This window comes from Nonomuraea typhae, assembly GCF_009760925.1.
Classification (GTDB): domain Bacteria; phylum Actinomycetota; class Actinomycetes; order Streptosporangiales; family Streptosporangiaceae; genus Nonomuraea; species Nonomuraea typhae.
On sequence record NZ_VRLV01000001.1, the window covers coordinates 57,240 to 74,501 of the forward strand.

The 17,262-nt window shown below is 72.3% G+C and carries 13 protein-coding genes; 9 read left to right on the plus strand and 4 right to left on the minus strand.

Annotation, left to right across the window (positions count from 1 at the left end; translation table 11 throughout):
- Nucleotides 1–3 precede the first annotated feature (3 nt).
- Genes FVE25_RS00315 through FVE25_RS00325 form a run of 3 tightly spaced genes read left to right on the plus strand, consistent with a single transcriptional unit; the run spans nt 4 to nt 3,736 of the window.
- Entirely contained in the window at nt 4–2,064 is a 2,061-nt protein-coding gene (locus FVE25_RS00315; protein WP_157244322.1) for a DUF6421 family protein, read from the plus strand.
- Nucleotides 2,061–2,690, plus strand: coding sequence for an SDR family NAD(P)-dependent oxidoreductase (locus tag FVE25_RS00320; protein ID WP_157244323.1), 630 nt, complete (start codon nt 2,061–2,063; stop codon nt 2,688–2,690). Before FVE25_RS00315 ends, FVE25_RS00320 begins: the two co-directional genes overlap by 4 nt.
- Nucleotides 2,687–3,736 (plus strand): threonine aldolase family protein, encoded by a 1,050-nt coding sequence (locus FVE25_RS00325; RefSeq protein WP_157244324.1) that lies wholly within the window; start codon nt 2,687–2,689, stop codon nt 3,734–3,736. Before FVE25_RS00320 ends, FVE25_RS00325 begins: the two co-directional genes overlap by 4 nt.
- Here the strand turns inward: FVE25_RS00325 and FVE25_RS54865 are convergent.
- A complete protein-coding gene (locus tag FVE25_RS54865) occupies nt 3,733–5,256 on the minus strand; it encodes a phytoene desaturase family protein (protein ID WP_181019402.1) in 1,524 nt (507 codons plus the stop codon). The genes FVE25_RS00325 and FVE25_RS54865 overlap by 4 nt on opposite strands.
- A complete protein-coding gene (locus tag FVE25_RS00335) occupies nt 5,253–5,879 on the minus strand; it encodes a DUF305 domain-containing protein (protein ID WP_157244325.1) in 627 nt (208 codons plus the stop codon). The genes FVE25_RS54865 and FVE25_RS00335 overlap by 4 nt, the downstream gene beginning before the upstream one ends.
- A 115-nt stretch (nt 5,880–5,994) precedes the next feature.
- On the opposite strand from FVE25_RS00335, the gene FVE25_RS00340 reads away from it, so the two are divergent.
- A complete protein-coding gene (locus FVE25_RS00340; RefSeq protein ID WP_157244326.1) occupies nt 5,995–6,705 on the plus strand; it encodes a thioredoxin-like domain-containing protein in 711 nt (236 codons plus the stop codon).
- 2 nt (nt 6,706–6,707) lie between these two features.
- On the opposite strand, the gene ald is transcribed toward FVE25_RS00340, so the two are convergent.
- Complete coding sequence (gene ald / locus FVE25_RS00345; protein ID WP_157244327.1) at nt 6,708–7,823, minus strand: alanine dehydrogenase; 1,116 nt, start codon at nt 7,821–7,823, stop codon at nt 6,708–6,710.
- A gap of 173 nt (nt 7,824–7,996) precedes the next feature.
- Here ald and FVE25_RS53685 point away from each other — a divergent pair, with 173 nt between their 5' ends.
- The gene (locus FVE25_RS53685) at nt 7,997–8,947 is read left to right on the plus strand and encodes an excalibur calcium-binding domain-containing protein (RefSeq protein ID WP_181019403.1); all 951 of its coding nucleotides are present in this window, start codon (nt 7,997–7,999) and stop codon (nt 8,945–8,947) included.
- 66 nt (nt 8,948–9,013) lie between these two features.
- Nucleotides 9,014–11,824 carry an AfsR/SARP family transcriptional regulator gene (locus tag FVE25_RS00355; protein ID WP_157244328.1) on the plus strand — a complete coding sequence of 937 codons (2,811 nt, stop codon included), beginning with the start codon at nt 9,014–9,016 and terminating at the stop codon, nt 11,822–11,824.
- Here FVE25_RS00355 and FVE25_RS00360 read toward each other — a convergent pair.
- Nucleotides 11,800–13,278, minus strand: a complete 1,479-nt coding sequence (locus FVE25_RS00360; RefSeq protein WP_157244329.1) for a PucR family transcriptional regulator — start codon at nt 13,276–13,278, stop codon at nt 11,800–11,802. The genes FVE25_RS00355 and FVE25_RS00360 overlap by 25 nt on opposite strands.
- Before the next feature lie 94 nt (nt 13,279–13,372).
- Here FVE25_RS00360 and FVE25_RS00365 point away from each other — a divergent pair, with 94 nt between their 5' ends.
- From FVE25_RS00365 to FVE25_RS00375, 3 genes are read left to right on the plus strand one after another with little or no spacing between them, the layout of a single operon-like run.
- Nucleotides 13,373–15,568, plus strand: a complete 2,196-nt coding sequence (locus FVE25_RS00365; protein WP_157244330.1) for a molybdopterin cofactor-binding domain-containing protein — start codon at nt 13,373–13,375, stop codon at nt 15,566–15,568.
- A 9-nt stretch (nt 15,569–15,577) separates the two neighbouring features.
- The gene (locus tag FVE25_RS00370) at nt 15,578–15,811 is read left to right on the plus strand and encodes an EF-hand domain-containing protein (RefSeq protein ID WP_157244331.1); all 234 of its coding nucleotides are present in this window, start codon (nt 15,578–15,580) and stop codon (nt 15,809–15,811) included.
- A 60-nt stretch (nt 15,812–15,871) separates the two neighbouring features.
- Nucleotides 15,872–17,251 carry an NCS2 family permease gene (locus FVE25_RS00375; RefSeq protein WP_157244332.1) on the plus strand — a complete coding sequence of 460 codons (1,380 nt, stop codon included), beginning with the start codon at nt 15,872–15,874 and terminating at the stop codon, nt 17,249–17,251.
- Nucleotides 17,252–17,262 lie beyond the last annotated feature (11 nt).

Consider the following 17,262-nt stretch of genomic DNA (forward strand, 5'->3'; position numbering starts at 1 on the left):
TTCATGAAGTCCTTCCCCAAGGTGCTCTTCGACGAGGCGCACAGCGAGTCGTGGACCATCCGCCGCGACATCGCCGAGGCGATGAACCCCGGTCACCCCGACGACAACAGCTACGCGCGCGCGGCCGATCAGCTGCGTCACCTTGGGCACACGGTCACCGCCCACACCGCCGGCGCCCTGAACGCGGGAACGCTCCACGATCAGGACGTCCTGGTCATCGCGCACCCCTCCGGCGAGCGGTGGGAGCGCACCACCGGGCAGGGCACGCCGGTCTTCTCCCCGGAGGAGATCGACGCGATCGACGCCTACGTCCGCGACGGCGGCGGGCTCGTGGTCCTGGCCGAGGAGGAGCAGGACAAGTACGGCAACAACCTCGGCGAGCTCCTGGCCCGTTTCGGCGTGACCGTCGAGCACACCACGGTCCGCGACCCGAAGAACGCCCACCGCGAGGTGGCCACCTGGGTCCTGGCCGACCGCACCACCACCGACGGCCTGCTCGCGGGCGTCAAGAAAGCGTGTTTTTACCGCGCGGGCACGCTGAGCGCCGAGAGCGGCACGGTGTTCTTCGCCTCCTCGCCGACCGCCACCCCTGCCGCCGCCCCGCTGGCCGTGGCGGTACGGCACGGCCGGGGTCGCGTGGTCGTCTTCGCCGACTCCGACCTGTTCGGCGACGACTCGATCGCCGACTACGACCACCGCCGCCTCTGGGGCAACGTGATCACCTGGGCCGCGAGGATCCCGTCGGACGAGCGTGCCGCCGGCGACCGCGACGCGGCCAAGGCGGCCGGGTTCGCCGCGCTCAAGGCCACGGTCGAGGAGCTGCGCCCGCTCCAGGTCAAGGACGGCTCCGTCCCGCAGGAGAAGCAGAAGGCCAAGGAGCTGGTCGCCGCCATCACCCAGCAGGTAGGCGAAATGTCGGGATATTTCCCGCATGACGCCGCCTACCTCGCCGCGGTCCAGGCCGACCTGCGCGCCTGGGCCGACCAAGACCTCGGCGTCCCCGACTTCCTCGGCTCGCTGGAGCTCTTCCACCCCGACACCCAGCGCGAGGACGGCCTGGAGCACCTCGTGGTGTTCCCCATGTACACCCAGAACGGCAACCCCAACCGCAACCTCGAAGCGGTCTGGATCCGCACCATCTGGCCCGACTGGCTGGCCCGCCTCGAGGCCGGCGGCTACGACAACCCGATGTTCGTCCCGATCGCCTTCGAGGACTTCACCGCCGGCTACGACACCCACTCGGCCGTGCTCTTCCCCGAGACCGTCGCGGTACGGCAGGCCCCGGCCAGGTTCACCTGGGGCGGCATCTTCGCCGACCGCGAGGCGGCCCGCTTCCGCGCGGTCTCCGGCGCCGCCGCCGCCACGCTCAAGCTGGACCTGCCCCCGGACGCGGCCCGGCTGCTCGCCTCCCAGCAGCTCGCCCAGGACACCTTCGTCATGTGGGACCTGATCCACGACCGCACCCACAGCCACGGCGACCTGCCGTTCGACCCGTTCATGATCAAGCAGCGCATGCCGTACTGGCTCTACTCCCTGGAGGAGCTGCGCTGCGACCTGACCGCGTTCGGCGAGGCCGTCCAGCTCGAGCGGCAGGGCGTGCCGCACGCCCGCTACGTCCAGCTGGCCATCCTGTTCGACCGGCTCTTCCGCTTCCCGATCACCGGCGAGCGCGTGCGCAACTACGACGGCCTCGGCGGGCAGCTGCTCTTCGCCTACCTGCACCGCAACGACATCGTGCGCTGGACCGACAACCGCCTCGGCATCGACTGGGAGCGGGTCGCCGACGGCGTCGCCGACCTGCGCGGCGAGGTCGAGAAGCTCTACCGCGACAGCATCGACCGCTCCAAGGTGGCCCACTGGCTGGCCGCGCACGAGCTGGTCAGCGCCTACGTCTCGCCCGACCCGGCCTCCACCTGGGCCAAGGGCATCACGGCGCTGCCGGAGGAGCAGAAGGCCAAGGTGGACGCGGTCCTGTCCGACGAGTTCCCCCTGAGCATGTTCTACGAGGCGCTGCGCCGTAAGCTCGCAGACGTCGTCGAGAGCACCAAGGGGATCCGCGCATGATCATCCTCATCACCGGCGCCGCCGGGCCCACCGGGCAGGCGGTCACCGAACACTTCACCAAGAACGGCCACACCGTCATCGGCGTGGACAAGGACGACGTCGACCTGCTCGACCGCGCCGCCGTACAAGCGCTGGCCGAACGCATCGACGCCGAGCACGGCCGCGTCGACGGGGTCGTGCACCTCGTCGGCGGCTGGCGCGGCGGCAAGACGTTCGCCGGCACCGACCTGGACGACTGGGACGCCCTGCACGACCTGCTCGTGCGCACCCTCCAGCACGTCACGCTGGCCTTCGAGCCCCTGCTGCGCAAGAGCGGCAACGGCCGCTTCGCCATCGTCTCGGCCAAGGCGGCCGAGACCCCGACCGCGGGCGGCGCCTGCTACGCCGCGGCCAAGGCCGCCTCCGAGGCGTGGACCAGGTCCCTGGCCGACGCGCTCAAGGACACCAACTCCGCCGCCGTCATCCTCGTGGTGAAGGCGCTGGTCAACGACGCCATGCGGGCGGCCAAACCGGACGCCGCCTTCGCCGGGTTCACCGACGTGCGAACCCTGGCCGAAGCGGTGGGCGGCCTCTACGACCGTCCCGCCGCCGAGATCAACGGCACCCGATTGGACCTCACCGCGTGATTCCCCGGCACGACCCCGAGCTCAAGGCGTTCGCCAGCGACAACTACGCCGGCGTGCACCCCGAGATCCTGGAGGCCATCGCCCGCGCCAACGGCGGCCACCAGATCTCCTACGGGGAGGACGTCTACACCGAGGCCCTCCAGGACGTCTTCCGGCAGCACTTCGGCGAGACGGCGACCGCCTACCCGGTCTTCAACGGCACCGCGGCCAACGTCGTCTCGCTGCGCTCCATGCTGGAGAACTGGCAGGCGGTCATCTGCGCCGAATCCGCCCACATCCACACGGACGAGGGCGGCGCTCCCGAGGTGGCCGCCGGCATCAAGCTGTTCACCGTCCCCACGCCCGACGGCAAGCTCACGCCCGAACTGATCGACACGCAGGCGTGGGGCTTCGGCGACGTGCACCGCCCGCAGCCCGGCGTCGTCTCCATCTCCAACACCACCGAACTCGGCACCGTCTACACCCCCGCCGAGATCAAGGCGATCTGCGAGCACGCCCACCAGCTCGGCCTCAAGGTCCACCTGGACGGCTCCCGCCTCACCAACGCGGCCGCCGCGCTGGGCGTGCCGCTGCGCGCCCTCACCACCGACGCGGGCGTCGACGTGCTCTCCTTCGGCGGCACGAAGATCGGGCTGCTGTACGGCGAAGCCGTCGTCGTCCTCAACCCCGAGGCGGCGCGTGGCGTCGAGTACCTGCGCAAGACCTACATGCAGCTGTCGTCCAAGATGCGCTTCGTCTCCGTCCAGTTCGAGGCCCTGCTCGCCGGCGACCTGTGGCTGCGCAACGCCCGCCAGGCCAACGCCATGGGCCGCCGCCTGGCCGAGGCGGTGCGCGACATCCCCGGCGTCGAGGTGCCCCGGCCGGTCGAGGCCAACGCGGTCTTCGCCATCCTGCCGCCCGAGGTCACCGAGCGGCTGCAGAAGCGCTTCCGCTTCTACACCTGGAACCCGGCCATCGGCGAGGTGCGCTGGATGTGCTCCTACGACACCACCGAGGCCGACGTGGACGCCTTCGCCGCCGCCGTACGCGAGGAACTGTCCGTCTAAGGGTGGTCGCGCAGGGCCAGGCGGGCGGCCTGGTAGCCGCCCATGCCGTGCGTGCCGCCGCCCGGCGGGGTGGCGGCCGAGCACAGGTAGACGCCGGGCAGCGGGGTACGCCAGGGCGCCGGTGACCACACGGGCCGCCGGACGAACTGGCCCAGGGAGCCGGCGCCGCCGCCGATGTCGCCGCCGACCAGGTTCGGGTTGAACCGTTCGAGGTCGGCGGTGGTCATCGCGTGCCGGGCCAGCACCCGGTCGCGGAACCCCGGGGCGAAGCGCTCGATCTGCGCCTCCACGGCCGCGGTCATGTCCGCCGTGGAGCCGTTGGGCACGTGGCAGTACGCCCACAGCGTGTGCCCGCCGCGCGTGGCGTCGGCCGCGTACGGCTGGACCACCAGCACGTACGGCCGCGGCGAATGGCGTCCGGCCGCCGTCTCGGCCTCGCTCAGCACGATCTCCTCCATCGTGCCGCCCAGGTGCACGGTCCCGGCCCGCGCCACCTGCGGATCCCGCCACGGCACCGGCCCGTCGAGCGCCCAGTCGAGCTTGAACACCCCCGGCCCGTAGCGGTAGCGGCGCAGCCTGTCACGGTAGCCCGGCGGCAGCTCGGCCATCGACAGGAACTGCCGCGGCGTCACGTCCAGGATGCGGACCGGCGCGTCCAGCTCCCTGACATCACGCACCCGGTGCCCGGTCACCGCCTCGCCGCCGAGCGCGCGCAGCCGGGCCACCAGCGCATCGGCCAGCACCTGCGAACCGCCTCTGACCAGCGGCCAGCCCACCAGATGCGCGCTGGCCGCCAGCAGCATGCCGTACCCGCTCGTGATCGGCGCGCGCAGGTCCAGGACCGAGTGCGCGGCCATGCCCGCCAGCAGCGCGCGCCCCTCGGTCGTCCGGAACACCGCGCGCCCGAGCACGGTCGCCGGCAGCGCCCCGAACAGCCCGAACCGGGCCGCGGCCAGCGGCGCCTTCGGCCACCCGAGCGGCGCCAGCAACGTCTCGGCCAGCGGCCTGCCCGCCCGTGCCGCCGCGCCCACGCTCACCCGCCAGGCCGCCGCGTCGCGGCCCAGCCCCTCCGCGGTACGGCCGGCGTCGCGGTGGACGAGCACCGCGGGCCGGTCGTCCAGAGGGTGGGCGGCGGCCACGGGAGGATGCGCGAACACCACGTCGGCCGGGCGGGCACGATCGCCGGTCAGCAGGGTTGGGTCACCGGCCTGCGGCGTAGGGTGGCCGGCCTGCGGCGTAGGGTGGCCGGCCTGTGGCGCCGGGTGGCCGGTCTGCGGTGCGGGGTGGTCGGCGAAGGTCAGGCCCAGGTCGCGGTAGGCGGGGGAGAGCAGCGCCATGGCGAGGACGGCGGCCCCCACGTCGTGCACGCGGCCGGGCAGCGTCAGCTCGGCCGAGCGCAGCGCCCCGCCGAAGCTCTCGGCCGCCTCCAGCAGCAGGACCCGCCGCCCGGCGGCGGCGAGGGTGACGGCGGCGACCAGCCCGTTGGGCCCGGACCCGGCCACCGCGACGTCGAAGCTCACAAGATGGAGGGCAGCGGCTGCGCGCCCCGGTGCTTGAGCAGGTCGGTCATGAGCTTGATCTCGCCGGTCTGACCGTCGACGATCTTCTGCGCCATGCTCTTGACCTCCTCCCGGCCGGACAGCGGCAGCAGCCCCTTGGCCATCTGCACGCCGCCCTCGTGGTGGCGGATCATGAGCTGCAGGAAGAACACCTCGGCCTCCTTGCCCCGCAGCTGCTTGAGCTTGGCCAGCTCCTCGGCGGAGGCCATGCCGGGCATCACGCCCGCCTTCACCTGCTGCCCGGCGTGCCCGTGCCCGGCCATCCACGTCATCGGCCGCAGGTCGGTGGCCTGCGTGAGATCCCACTGCTGCAGCCAGCCGAGGAACATGCCGCGCTGGTTGGCCTGGGTGTTGATGATGTCGAAGGCCAGGTTGCCGATGTCGGGGGCGGGGCCCTTGTCCCTGATCGTGAACGACATGTCCACGGCCTGCGCGTGGTGGGTGGCCATGTCGCGGGCGAACCCGGCCTCGGGCGAGGTCTCGGACGGCGTGCCGCCCCTGCCGAAGACGAGGAAGGCGGCGGCGGCCGCGAGGACGATCGCGGCGGCGATGATGAGGAGCGGGCTCCTGGCGGGCTTGTCCATGACGCCGTCCAGACTACCCAGGGGTGGCGTGAGCTCATCGTTAAGCTTCTTATTCTCCATATACGCCCGGAGGGCATTAGGGTGACCCGCAGTTGTCATGCCGATGGAGGAGTCGATGACGAAGGAGAAAGCGCAGGCGCGGCGCGAGCATCTGGAGAAGATGCGGGCCGAGCAGAGGCGTAAGGAGCGCCGCACCGCATTCTTCATGTGGGGCGCGGGTGGCGCGGTCATCGTGCTGCTCGTCGGTGTGGTCGGCTTCTACCTGATCAACCAGTCCCGGGCGAGCTCGCTCGACGGGGTGACGAGCGTGAAGTACGACGCCGGCCAGCACGTCTGGAACACCGTCTCGTACAAGGAGACGCCGCCTGTCGGCGGCGAGCACAACAACTACTGGCAGAAGTGCGCCGTTTACGACAAGCCCATCCACCCCGAGCACGCCGTCCACTCCCTGGAGCACGGCGCGGTCTGGATCACCTACCGCCCCGACCTGCCCAAGCCGCAGGTCGACGCGCTGAAGAAGGTGGCCCAGGAGACGGGCAACATCGAGTACATGCTGGTCAGCCCGTTCCCCAACCTGCCGTCGCCGATCGTGGCCTCGTCCTGGGGGCACCAGCTGAAGCTCGACAAGGCGGAGGACACCAAGCTGCCGGCGTTCATCAAGAAGTACCAGAACGGCAAGGACACCCCTGAGCCCGGCGCCACCTGCGGCGGCCCTCAGGCGGTGGAGACGACCGCCGACCAGGCTCCGCTGCCGCCCGACCCGCAGCAGCAGCAACAGCAGCAGCCGCCGTCCCAGAGCCCGTCGCCGTCGGCGACCAAGAAGTAGCGCTAGCCGAGCACCTCTTGGAAGGGCACCCACTCCAGCCCGTGCGCCTCGGCCACCGGCTGGCTGGTGAGGTGCCCTTCGTGCGTGCTGAGGCCGAGCGCGAGCGCGCGGTCGTCGCGCAGCGCCCTGGCCCAGCCCTTGTCGGCTATGGCCAGCGCGTAGGGGAGGGTGACGTTGGTGAGGGCATAGGTCGAGGTATGCGGCACGGCTCCGGGCATGTTGGCCACGCAGTAGAAGATCGAGCCGTGCACCCGGTAGGTCGGCTCCGCGTGCGTGGTCGGCCGCGAGTCCTCGAAGCAGCCGCCCTGGTCGATCGAGATGTCCACCAGCACCGACCCGGTCTTCATCCGCCGCACCAGATCGTTCGAGACCAGCTTCGGCGCCTTGGCCCCCGGCACCAGCACCGCCCCGATGACCAGATCGGCGTCCAGCACCGCCCGCTCGATCTCGAAGGTGTTGGAGGCCACGGTCTGGCAGTGTCCCCGGTAGATGACGTCGGCCTGGCGCAGCTTGTCGATGTTGCGGTCCAGCAGCAGCACCTCGGCCTGCATGCCGAGCGCGATGGCGGCCGCGTTCATGCCGGACACGCCCGCGCCGATCACCACGACGTGCGCGGCCCGCACCCCGGACACGCCGCCCATGAGCACGCCCCTGCCGCCCTCCGAGCGCATCAGGTGGTAGGCGCCGACCTGCGGGGCCAGCCTCCCGGCCACCTCGGACATGGGCGCCAGCAGCGGCAGCGCGCCGTTGTCCGCCTGGACGGTCTCATACGCGATGCCGGTGACGCCGGATTCGAGCATGGCCCGCGTGCACGCCTCGGAGGCGGCAAGGTGCAGGTAGGTGAAGAGCACCTGCCCCTTGCGCATGCGGTGATACTCCTCCGCCACCGGTTCCTTGACCTTCAGGACCAGGTCCGCCGCGGCCCAGACGTCGTCGGGACCGGGCAGGATGACCGCGCCCGCGGCTTCGAAGTCGCGGTCGGGAATGGCCGAACCGGTGCCCGCCTCGTGTTCGACGAGGACCTGGTGGCCGTGCCGTACGAGTTCGTGGACCCCCGCGGGGGTGAGCGCCACGCGGAACTCGTTGTTCTTGACTTCGCGAGGAACTCCGACCTTCATGGATCCACTCTCGTTTCACCGGTCTTCACGAACCATCGACAATCTGTAATTGTTCTTCCATTCTTCCTCACATGTTGCTGGAAAATACGGGAAGTCCGGCTGATTACCCCGGTCTGGCTTGTCCTCGATAAGCTCACCGACAGCCCACGAACGCCAGGATGGGGTCCTCGTCCATGTCGATGGAGAATCCACCGGTCTCCGACACACCGCAGCAGGAACAATCAGGTGCCAGCAAGGCCACCACGATCGTTCTGTTCGTCTCGCTCGTCCTGGTGATCATCATCGCCGGGGTCCTGGGCGCGGTGGCCGTCCTGATGACCAGGAGCCCCAACGCGCCGTTGCTCGGCGCCGCCCCGCCGCAGCAGCTCGCCTCGCCCATCCACTTCGCGCCCGTGCGCGACATCAAGGACTCCTGCGCCGGTGAGGAAGCCGTCAAGGACGCGCAGAACCTCTGCTACTTCATCGGCAAGGGCGTCACCGTCACGGCCGTGCAGCAGATCGAGGTCGTCTCCGAGAACGACGGCACGTATTCGGTGCGCATCGCCATGGCGCCCGCGTTCAAGGACCGGGTGGCCTCGCTCGTGTCGGAGCTGCTGTCCGCGCAGCGCCCGCTGGCCGTCGTCGTGACCCCGTCGAACCTCGTCGTGGCCGCGCCCACCGTCTCGGAGGCCATGGACGGCGACAGTCTCAGCCTGGGGCCCCTGACCAGGCTCGAGGCCGAATCCCTGGCGGGCAAACTCGGCGCCCCGGCCGGCACCCCCTCCTCCGACCCGGCCAACCCGCTGCCCTCCTCCTCCGACCCGGCCGCCACGCCTCCCGGCCAGACCGGCACCGGCAACCCGACCGGGCCCGCGAACCCGGCCCCCGGAACCACGAACCCGACGGCCACGAACCCGACGGCCACGAACCCGGCCGGTGGCGCGTCCACCCCGGCGGGCAACCCGCCCGTCGGCGCCCCCACCGGCGGCAGCCTGCTCCCCGCCAAGGACAAGCGCTACCCGAGCTGCAAGGAGGCCATCGCCGCCGGCGCGGGTGGTCCCTACACCCGCGGCCGCCACACCGAATACGGCTGGTACGTGGACAAGGACAACAACGGCGTCGCCTGTAACCCCGGCGATCTCTGAACCGCGGCCGCACTGTCCGTCCCCCCGACTAGGCTTCCCCCCGTCGGGGTCGATGGGGGTGAGAGCGTGCGGATTCACCTGCTGGGCCCGGTGGGCGGGGTCACGGCTTCAGGACCGTTCGACGCGGGACCGCCGCGGCAGCAGGCCGTCCTGGCGATGCTGGCCATGAGCGCGCCCCACGTGGTCACCATGGCGGCGCTGGTCGACGGGCTGTGGGGCGACGGGGCCCCGCGCTCGGCCGAGCAGGGCATCTACACCTACGTGGCCGGGCTGCGCAGGGTGCTGGAGCCGGTCAGCGCCCCGCGCCGGCAGCCGACGGTGCTGCTCGGCGGCGCGGGCGGCTACCGCCTGCAGGTCGAGCCGGCCCAGGTGGACGTCTACGCGTTCGCCCTCCACGCCGCGCGGGCCAGGTCGCTGCGGGAGCGGGGCGACCACGCCGCCGCGCTCACCCCACTCGACCAGGCGCTGGAGCTGGTGCGGGCCACCCCGCTGTCCGGCGTCCCCGGCCCCTTCGCCGAGGCCGAGCGCGGGCGGCTGCGGGAGATGTGGCTGGACGTGCGCGAATACCGCGCCGACGTGCTGGTACGGCTGGGCCGCGTGGAGGAGGCGGTGGCCGCGTTACGGCGGCTGCTGGCCCATCACCGCGTGCGCGAACGGGCACGCGAGCTGCTCATGCTCGCCCTCCACCGGTCCGGACGCCAGGCCGAGGCAATGGAGGTCTTCGCCGAAGGCCGGCGCGTGCTCGCCGAGGAACTGGGCGTGGACCCCGGGCCGGGGCTGCGCCGCGCCCACGCGCTGATCCTGGGCGGCGATTCCGCGACGGCACCCGCCCAGCCGCCCGACGAGGTGCCGCGCCAGCTGCCCAGGGCGTTGCTCGGCTTCGTCGGCCGGGCCGAGGAGCAGGCCAGGCTGACCGCGTTGCTGGCCGGTCCCGCCCATCCGATGGTGGCGATCTCCGGCCCGCCGGGCGTCGGCAAGTCGGCGCTGGCCCTGCGCGTGGCCCACGCGGTGAAGGAGCACTACCCCGACGGGCAGCTGTTCGTGCGATTACACGGCAGGACGCCGGGTGTCACGCCGCTGACGCCGCTGGAGATCCTGGGCCGGTTCCTGCGGGCGCTCGGGGTGCCCGGCAACGCCGTACCACTCGACGTGGACGAGGCGGCCGCGACGTGGCGCAGCAAGGCGGCGGGCAAGCGGCTGCTGGTGCTTCTCGACGACGCCGCCGGGCTCGAACACGTCCGGCCGCTGCTGACCGGGCCGCTGGGCGTGGCCGTCATCGTCACCAGCCGGGAGAGCCTGGCCGCCGGTGACGACTGCGTGCAGACCCGCCTCGGCGCCCTGCCGGCCGCGGACGCCCTGTCGATGCTGTCGGCGCTGGCCGGGCCCGGCCGGGTGCGCGCGGACCGGCAGGCGGCCGAGCGGCTGGCCAGGTTGTGCGACGGGCTGCCGCTGGCCCTGCGCATCGTGGGCGCGCGCCTGGCCGATCACCCCGACTGGACCCTCGCCGGCCTGGCCGGCCGCCTCGGTCACGAGCAGCGGCTGCACGAGCTGCAGTTCGGCGACCTCGCGGTCCGTTCCGTGCTGGCCTCGAGCTGGACCGCGCTGCGCGACAGCGCGGACGCGCGGGACAGGACGGCCGCCCGTCTGCTGGCCCTGCTCGGCGCGCTGCACGTCCCCGAGGTGACCGTGCAGCTGGCCGCCGTCCTGCTCGGCGAGGACGTGGACGAGGGCGAGGCGGCCGCCGCCCTGACCCGCCTGGCCGACGCCAACCTCGTGGAAGACGGCCGCATCGGCCGCTACCAGGTGCACGACCTGGTCCGCCTCTACGCCGCGGAGCTGCGGCCCGAGGGCGCCCGCGCGGCCGTCGTCAGGGCGCTGGACTGCGCCGCCGGCACGACCCGCCTGGCGAGCACGCTCATGGACCCGCACCGGGTCCTGGCCGGCGTCACGCCGCTGACCGCCGCCCCGTTCGCCCTGGAGACGAGGGACGAGGCCGTCGCCTGGTTCCTGACGGAGGAGACCAACCTGGTGTCCGCGGCCATGGCGGCCATGTCCCAGCCGGACGAGGAGATCGCCCGGCTGGGCGTCGCGATCATCTTCTCCCTCCATTGGTTCCACAGCGCCTACCACCGCTCGATCGTCATGCTCGAAGGCAACGAGTGCGCCCTCGCCGTGGCACGCCGGCTGGACGATCCGGCCATGGAACTCGACGCGCACAACCATCTGGCCGCCGCGATGCTGATGTCCGACCGGCTGGTGCCGGCCGTCCGTCACATGGAAACCTCGCTCGAGCTGGCGCGCCGGCTGGGCGACGGTTTCGGCGAGCAGCGCGCGCTGGGCAATCTCGCCAATCTTCATGCGATCTCCGAGCGCTTCGAGACGGCCCTGCCCTACGCCGACGCTCAGCTCGCGCTGGCCCGGGAGATGGGCGTGGACGTCGGTGTCCGCTATGCGCTGCTCATGCGCGGCCAGGCGCTGCTGGAGCTGGGCCGTCTGACAGAAGCCCGGCAGTCGGTCACCGAGATGCTGGCCGCCGGCCGGCGGGCCGGTGACACCCGTACGGTGGGCAGCGGTCACATGTTCCTCGCCGAGGTTCACCTGGCCGCGTCGCAGATACCGAGGGCGGTGGCCCGATTCCGCCGCGCGCTGGCCATGTTCGCGGTCGTGCGCTACCTCATCGGCGAGGTTCGCTGCCACGTCGGGCTGTCGAGGGCCTTCCGCGCGCTCGGCCGGTTCGACGAGGCCGCCGAGCACTCGGCACACGCCGTATCGCTGGCCGCCGAGCTCGGCAACCCGCGATGGGAACCTCGCGCCCGGGCCGAGCTCGACGCCGTGGCCCGCGACCGCGCCGCTCAGGGCGCGCGCAGCGCCAGATAGAAGTCGACCCGGTCCGGCATCGTGGACAGGTCGCGCCCGGTCAGCTCCTCGATGCGCTTGATGCGGTAGCGAACCGTGTTCACGTGCACGTGCAGACGCTCGGCGCAGGCGTGCCAGGAGCCCGCGGTGTCCAGGAAGACGCCGAGCGTCCCGACGAGGTCCGACTGGTGGCTGCGGTCGTAGGCCAGCAACGGGCCCAGCAGGCTGTCGGCGAACGAGCGGCCGATCTCGGCGGGCACGGTGGCCAGCAGCAGGTCGTGGGTGTAGATCTCGGCGGAGGTGACCACGCCGCCGCCGCGCTTCTCGGCGAGTCTGCGGGCGTGTCCCGATTCCGCGACGCCGCCGCGCAGGGCGGCCGCGCCGCTCAGCGCGCTGCTCAGGCCCACGCTGATCCGGGTGCCGGGCAGCGCCGACAGCACGGCCACCCCGGCGCGCAGCCGTTCCGCCACCTCGCTCACGCCGAGGCCGCGCAGCGGGACGACGGCCGGCGCGCCGTCCGCGCCCGCCGCGGCCACGACCTCACGGCCCAGCAGTTCCTCCAGCACCTGCCCGCCCAGCGTCGCCGGATCGGGCCCGCGCTCGCCCGGGTCCGCGGCGACGGCGTTCACGACCGTGTACGGCTCGGCCGCGTCGATCCCGCAGGTGCGCAGCCTGGCGTTGAGCTCGGCCGCGTCGCCGCCGGTCAGGGCGGCGGCCAGGAGCTGCTCGGTCAGCCGGCGCTCCACCCGCCGCCCGGCCTCCAGGCGGATGCGTTCCAGCGCGACGCAGGCGGCCAGCTCGTACCCCAGGTCGGCCCGGTCCAGCAGGTCGCCGTCGCAGGCCAGCGCCCATCCGGCGGCCCGGTGCCCCCGGCCCACGGCGAAGACGGTGTGCCCGCCGGTCACGAACGGCAGCCGGGGCGCGGCCAGGTAGGCGCGGGCCAGCCGTACGGGATCCTCCAGAGTCCCGGCGATCAGGTCGCCCGCGGCGGAGACCACCGCGCCCGTGACGCCCAGCTCGGCGGCGGTGAGCGCGACCAGCTCGGGCAGGTCGGCGCCCTCCGCCACGGCGGCCACGATGCGGCGGTGGCGGCCGAGCTCCTCGCGCACGTCGCCCGACAGGCGGGGCGCCACGATCTCGCTGAGCGTGCGGAACGAGACCTCGGTCGGCACCTCCAGCAGCGGCAGGCCCGCCGCGGTGCACGCGGCCACCAGGTCGGAGGGGATGTGGCCGAGCCACGCCTGCCCGGCGCCGAGCGCGGCGACGCCCGCCTCGCGCAGGGCGGCGACGAAGCGCGGGGAGTCCTCGGGGCCGTGCCGCCACAGCAGCCCGGTCAGCACCAGTTCGCCGCCCGACAGGTAGCGGCCGGGTTCGGGCAGGTCGGTGATGTGCACGGTGGTGAACTCGCGGGACGGGTCGCCCGTGAGCAGGCGCAGGCCCAGCTCCGGCCTGGCCAGAAGGTCGCTGATGCGCACTTGGAGGAATATACAAGCCGGCCCGTCAACCGCTGACCGCGATTTCACCTGCCGCGCATAGGACCCTCACGGACGGTGGTGCTGTACTCGGAGGATGACGGAGACGGTCGGTACGACGCGGCAGGGCGTCGGCGAGAGCGCGCGGCGGCCCGACGCGACGCTGAAGGTGACGGGGGAGTTCGCGTACGCCTCCGACCTGTGGCTGGACGGCATGGTCTGGGGCGTCACCCTGCGCAGCCCGCACGCCTCGGCCTGGATCAGATCCATCGACGTCGGGCCGGCGCTGCGCATGGACGGCGTGCTGGCCGCGCTGACCCACGAGGACGTGCCGGGCGAGAAGTTCTACGGCCTGGAGCATCACGACCAGCCCGTGCTCGCCGTCGACCAGGTGCGCTACCAGGGCGAGCCCGTCGCGCTGGTGGCCGCCGACCATCCGGAGACCGCCCGGCGGGCCGCCGCGGCCATCGTCGTGGAGTACGAGCTGCGCCCCGCGGTCACCGATGCGCGCGCCGCCGCCGCCGACCCGGATCAGCCGTACGTGCAGCCCGGCGGCAACGTGCTGCGCCGCCAGCCGGTCGTGACCGGCGACACGTTCACCGCCGACGTCGTGGTGCGCGGCGAGTACGAGGTCGGCATGCAGGACCAGGCGTTCCTCGGCCCGGAGTCCGGCCTGGCCGTGCCCGCCGAGGACGGCGGCGTCGACCTCTACATCGCCACCCAGTGGCTGCACGTGGACCGCGACCAGCTCGCCCCCTGCCTGGGGCTGCCGCCGGAGAAGGTACGCCTGACGCTGTCCGGCGTCGGCGGCGCGTTCGGCGCCCGCGAGGACCTGTCGATGCAGGTGCACGCCTGCATGCTCGCGTTGCGCCTGAACCGCCCGGTCAAGATCGTGTACGGGCGCGAGGAGTCGTTCTTCGGCCACGTGCACCGCCACCCCGCCTGGATGCGCTACGAGCACGGCGCCACCCGCGAGGGCAAGCTCGTCTACGTCAAGGCCGAGATCCTCCTGGACGGCGGCGCCTACTGCTCCTCCTCGCCCGCCGTCGTCGGCAACGCCGCCTCCCTCGGCGTCGGCCCCTACGAGGTGCCCAACGTGCGCCTGGTCGCCACCGGCGTCTACACCAACAACCCGCCCTGCGGCGCGATGCGCGGCTTCGGCGCCGTCCAGGCGTGCTACGCCTACGAGTCGCAGATGGACAAGCTCGCCGCCGCCTGCGGCCTGTCGCCGGTCGAGATCCGCGTGCGCAACGCCGTCTCGGAGGGCTCCCGCCTGATCACCGGCCAGCTCATCGACGCCCCCGCGCCGCTGGCCGGCATGCTGCGCACGCTCGAGGCCATGCCGCTGCCCGCCGCCACGGACGGCTGCGACCTGCGCGACCTGCCGGGCGGCGTCTCCCAGACCACCCATGGGGAGTCGGTACGGCGGGGCGTCGGCTACGGCGTCGGCATCAAGAACATCTGCTTCTCCGAAGGCTTCGACGACTACTCCACCGCCCGGGTCCGCGCCGAACTGGTCAACGGCGAGCCGCACGTGACCGTGCACACCGCGGCCGCCGAGGTCGGCCAGGGCCTGGTGACGCTCCAGGCGCAGATCGCCAGGACCGAGCTGGGCGTCGAGCACGTGAGCGTGGCCACGGCCGACACCACGGTCGGCTCCGCGGGCTCGTCGTCGGCCTCACGGCAGTCCTACGTCACCGGCGGCGCGGTCAAGGCGGCCTGCGAGGCCGTGCGGGAGCGGTTCGGCGGGCTGGAGGCGCGCGAGGCGCTGGAGAAGCACGGCCCGATCGAGGAGACCCGCGAGTACCGCCACCGGCCTACCTACCCGCTCGACCCGGTCACCGGGCAGGGCGACTCCCACACCCAGCTCGCCTTGTGCGTGCACCGGGCGGTCGTGGACGTGGACGTCGAACTCGGGCTGGTCAAGGTGGTTGAGCTGGCGGCCGTCCAGGACGTGGGGCGCATCCTCAACCCGCTGGCCCTCGAAGGACAGATCCACGGCGGCACCGCGCAGGGGCTCGGGCTGGCGCTCATGGAGGAGATCCAGGTCAAGGACGGGCGGGTGCTCAACCCGTCGTTCACCGACTACCTCATCCCCACGATTCTCGACATGCCGCCCATGCGCATGGACATTCTCGAGAACGCCGACCCCGCCGCGCCGTACGGGCTGAGAGGGGCGGGCGAGCCGCCCACGCTGTCGTCCACGCCCGCCATCGCCGCGGCGGTGCGCGACGCGACCGGGCTGGCGCTTTCCCGGGTGCCGATCCGGCCCGAGGAGATCGCCCTCCGCTAGGTTGGACGGATGAGCAACATCGAGGACGAGGCGAGAGAAGAGTTCGCCCGATTCGACACCGACGGCGACGGCGTCATCACCGTCGAGGAGATTCGCCAGGTCAACGAGGCGCTGGGGACGAAGGGCCTCGACCGGGCGGAGATCGAGCTGTTCATCAAGTCCGCGGACAAGAACGGCGACGGGCACATCGGGCTGGAGGAGTTCGTCGCCATGGTCGGCGGCGGGCGGCACGAGAAGGAGTGACCCGCGTTCCCGCCGGGTAGGCAACGGGCAAGTCCCCCCTGATCGCGAGGGGGGACCGCTGTGCTCGACCGCTTCTTCGAGCTGTCCGGGCGGGGGACGACCGCCGGCCGTGAGGTGCGTGGCGGCGTCACCACCTTCATGGCCATGGCCTACATCATCCTGCTCAACCCGATCATCCTGGGCGGCGCCAAGGACGTCACCGGCGCCCACCTCACCATCGCCCAGCTGACCACCTCCACCGCGCTCGCCGCCGCCGTGTGCACGCTGCTCATGGCCTTCGCCGGCAACGCCCCCTTCGGCCTGGCCGCCGGCCTCGGGCTCAACGCCGTCGTGGCCTACCAGGCGGCGCCGCACATGACCTGGGCCCAGGCGATGGGCCTGGTCGTGCTGGAAGGCGTCGTGATCATCGTGCTGGCCGTCACCGGGCTGCGCACGCTCATCATGAACGCGATCCCGCTGGCGCTGAAGCACGCCATCAGCGTCGGCATCGGCCTGTTCATCGCACTGATCGGCCTCGTGGACGCGGGCTTCGTGGGCCGCGGGACCGGGACGCCGGTGCAGCTCGGCGCCACCGGGCACCTGGCCGGCTGGCCCGTCGCCGTGTTCTGCTTCGGCCTGCTGCTGATGATCGTGCTGTACGTCCGCAGGACGCCCGGCGCCATCCTCATCAGCATCGTCGTGACCACGGTCGTCGCCGTCGTGGTCAACTCGCTGGCCGTGATCGACCCGAAGACCTGGGGCATCGTGGTTCCCCGGCTGCCGGAATCGCTGATCGCCGCCCCCGACTTCGGGCTCGTCGGCCAGGTGGACGTCTTCGGCGGCTTCGCCCGCGCCGGGGCCGTGACGGCGACCGTGGTGTTGTTCACGCTGGTGCTGTCGGGGTTCTTCGACGCGATGGGCACCATCATCGGCGTCAGCGACGAGGCCGGCCTCGTCGACGAGAAGGGCCGCGTGCCCCGGCTCGGGGCCATCCTCACCGTGGACGGCGTCGCCGGCGTCGTGGGCGGCACGATGAGCGCCTCGGCCAACACGGTCTTCGTCGAGTCGGCGGCCGGAGTGGGCGAGGGGGCGCGGACCGGGCTGGCCAGCGTGGCCACCGGGGCGCTGCTGGGGCTCACCCTGTTGTTCACGCCTCTGGCCGCGGTCGTCCCGCCCGCCGCGGCGACCCCCGCACTGGTGCTGGTCGGGGCGCTCATGATGACGCAGTCGCGCAAGGTGCCCTGGGAGGACCTCGACCTCGCGATCCCGGCGTTCCTGACGATCGCGTTGATGCCGTTCACGTACTCGATCACGAACGGGGTGGGGGCGGGTGTGATCGCCTACACGCTGATCAAGGCGGCGCGGGGGCGGTTCGGGGAGATCCCGTGGCTGTTGTGGGTCGTCTCGGCCATCTTCCTGGCGTACTTCGGGATCACGGCGCTGGAACAGGCACTCGGCTAGCGGGGGCAGGT

Excerpts from the sequence above, each read along its gene's own strand:
- FVE25_RS00315 (WP_157244322.1), top strand. The coding sequence starts at position 4 with ATGAAGTCCTTCCCCAAGGTGCTCTTCGACGAGGCGCACAGCGAGTCG.
- FVE25_RS00320 (WP_157244323.1), top strand. The coding sequence starts at position 2,061 with ATGATCATCCTCATCACCGGCGCCGCCGGGCCCACCGGGCAGGCGGTC.
- FVE25_RS00335 (WP_157244325.1), bottom strand. The coding sequence starts at position 5,879 with ATGGACAAGCCCGCCAGGAGCCCGCTCCTCATCATCGCCGCCGCGATC.
- FVE25_RS00340 (WP_157244326.1), top strand. The coding sequence starts at position 5,995 with ATGACGAAGGAGAAAGCGCAGGCGCGGCGCGAGCATCTGGAGAAGATG.
- ald (WP_157244327.1), bottom strand. The coding sequence starts at position 7,823 with ATGAAGGTCGGAGTTCCTCGCGAAGTCAAGAACAACGAGTTCCGCGTG.
- FVE25_RS53685 (WP_181019403.1), top strand. The coding sequence starts at position 7,997 with ATGTCGATGGAGAATCCACCGGTCTCCGACACACCGCAGCAGGAACAA.
- FVE25_RS00365 (WP_157244330.1), top strand. The coding sequence starts at position 13,373 with ATGACGGAGACGGTCGGTACGACGCGGCAGGGCGTCGGCGAGAGCGCG.
- FVE25_RS00370 (WP_157244331.1), top strand. The coding sequence starts at position 15,578 with ATGAGCAACATCGAGGACGAGGCGAGAGAAGAGTTCGCCCGATTCGAC.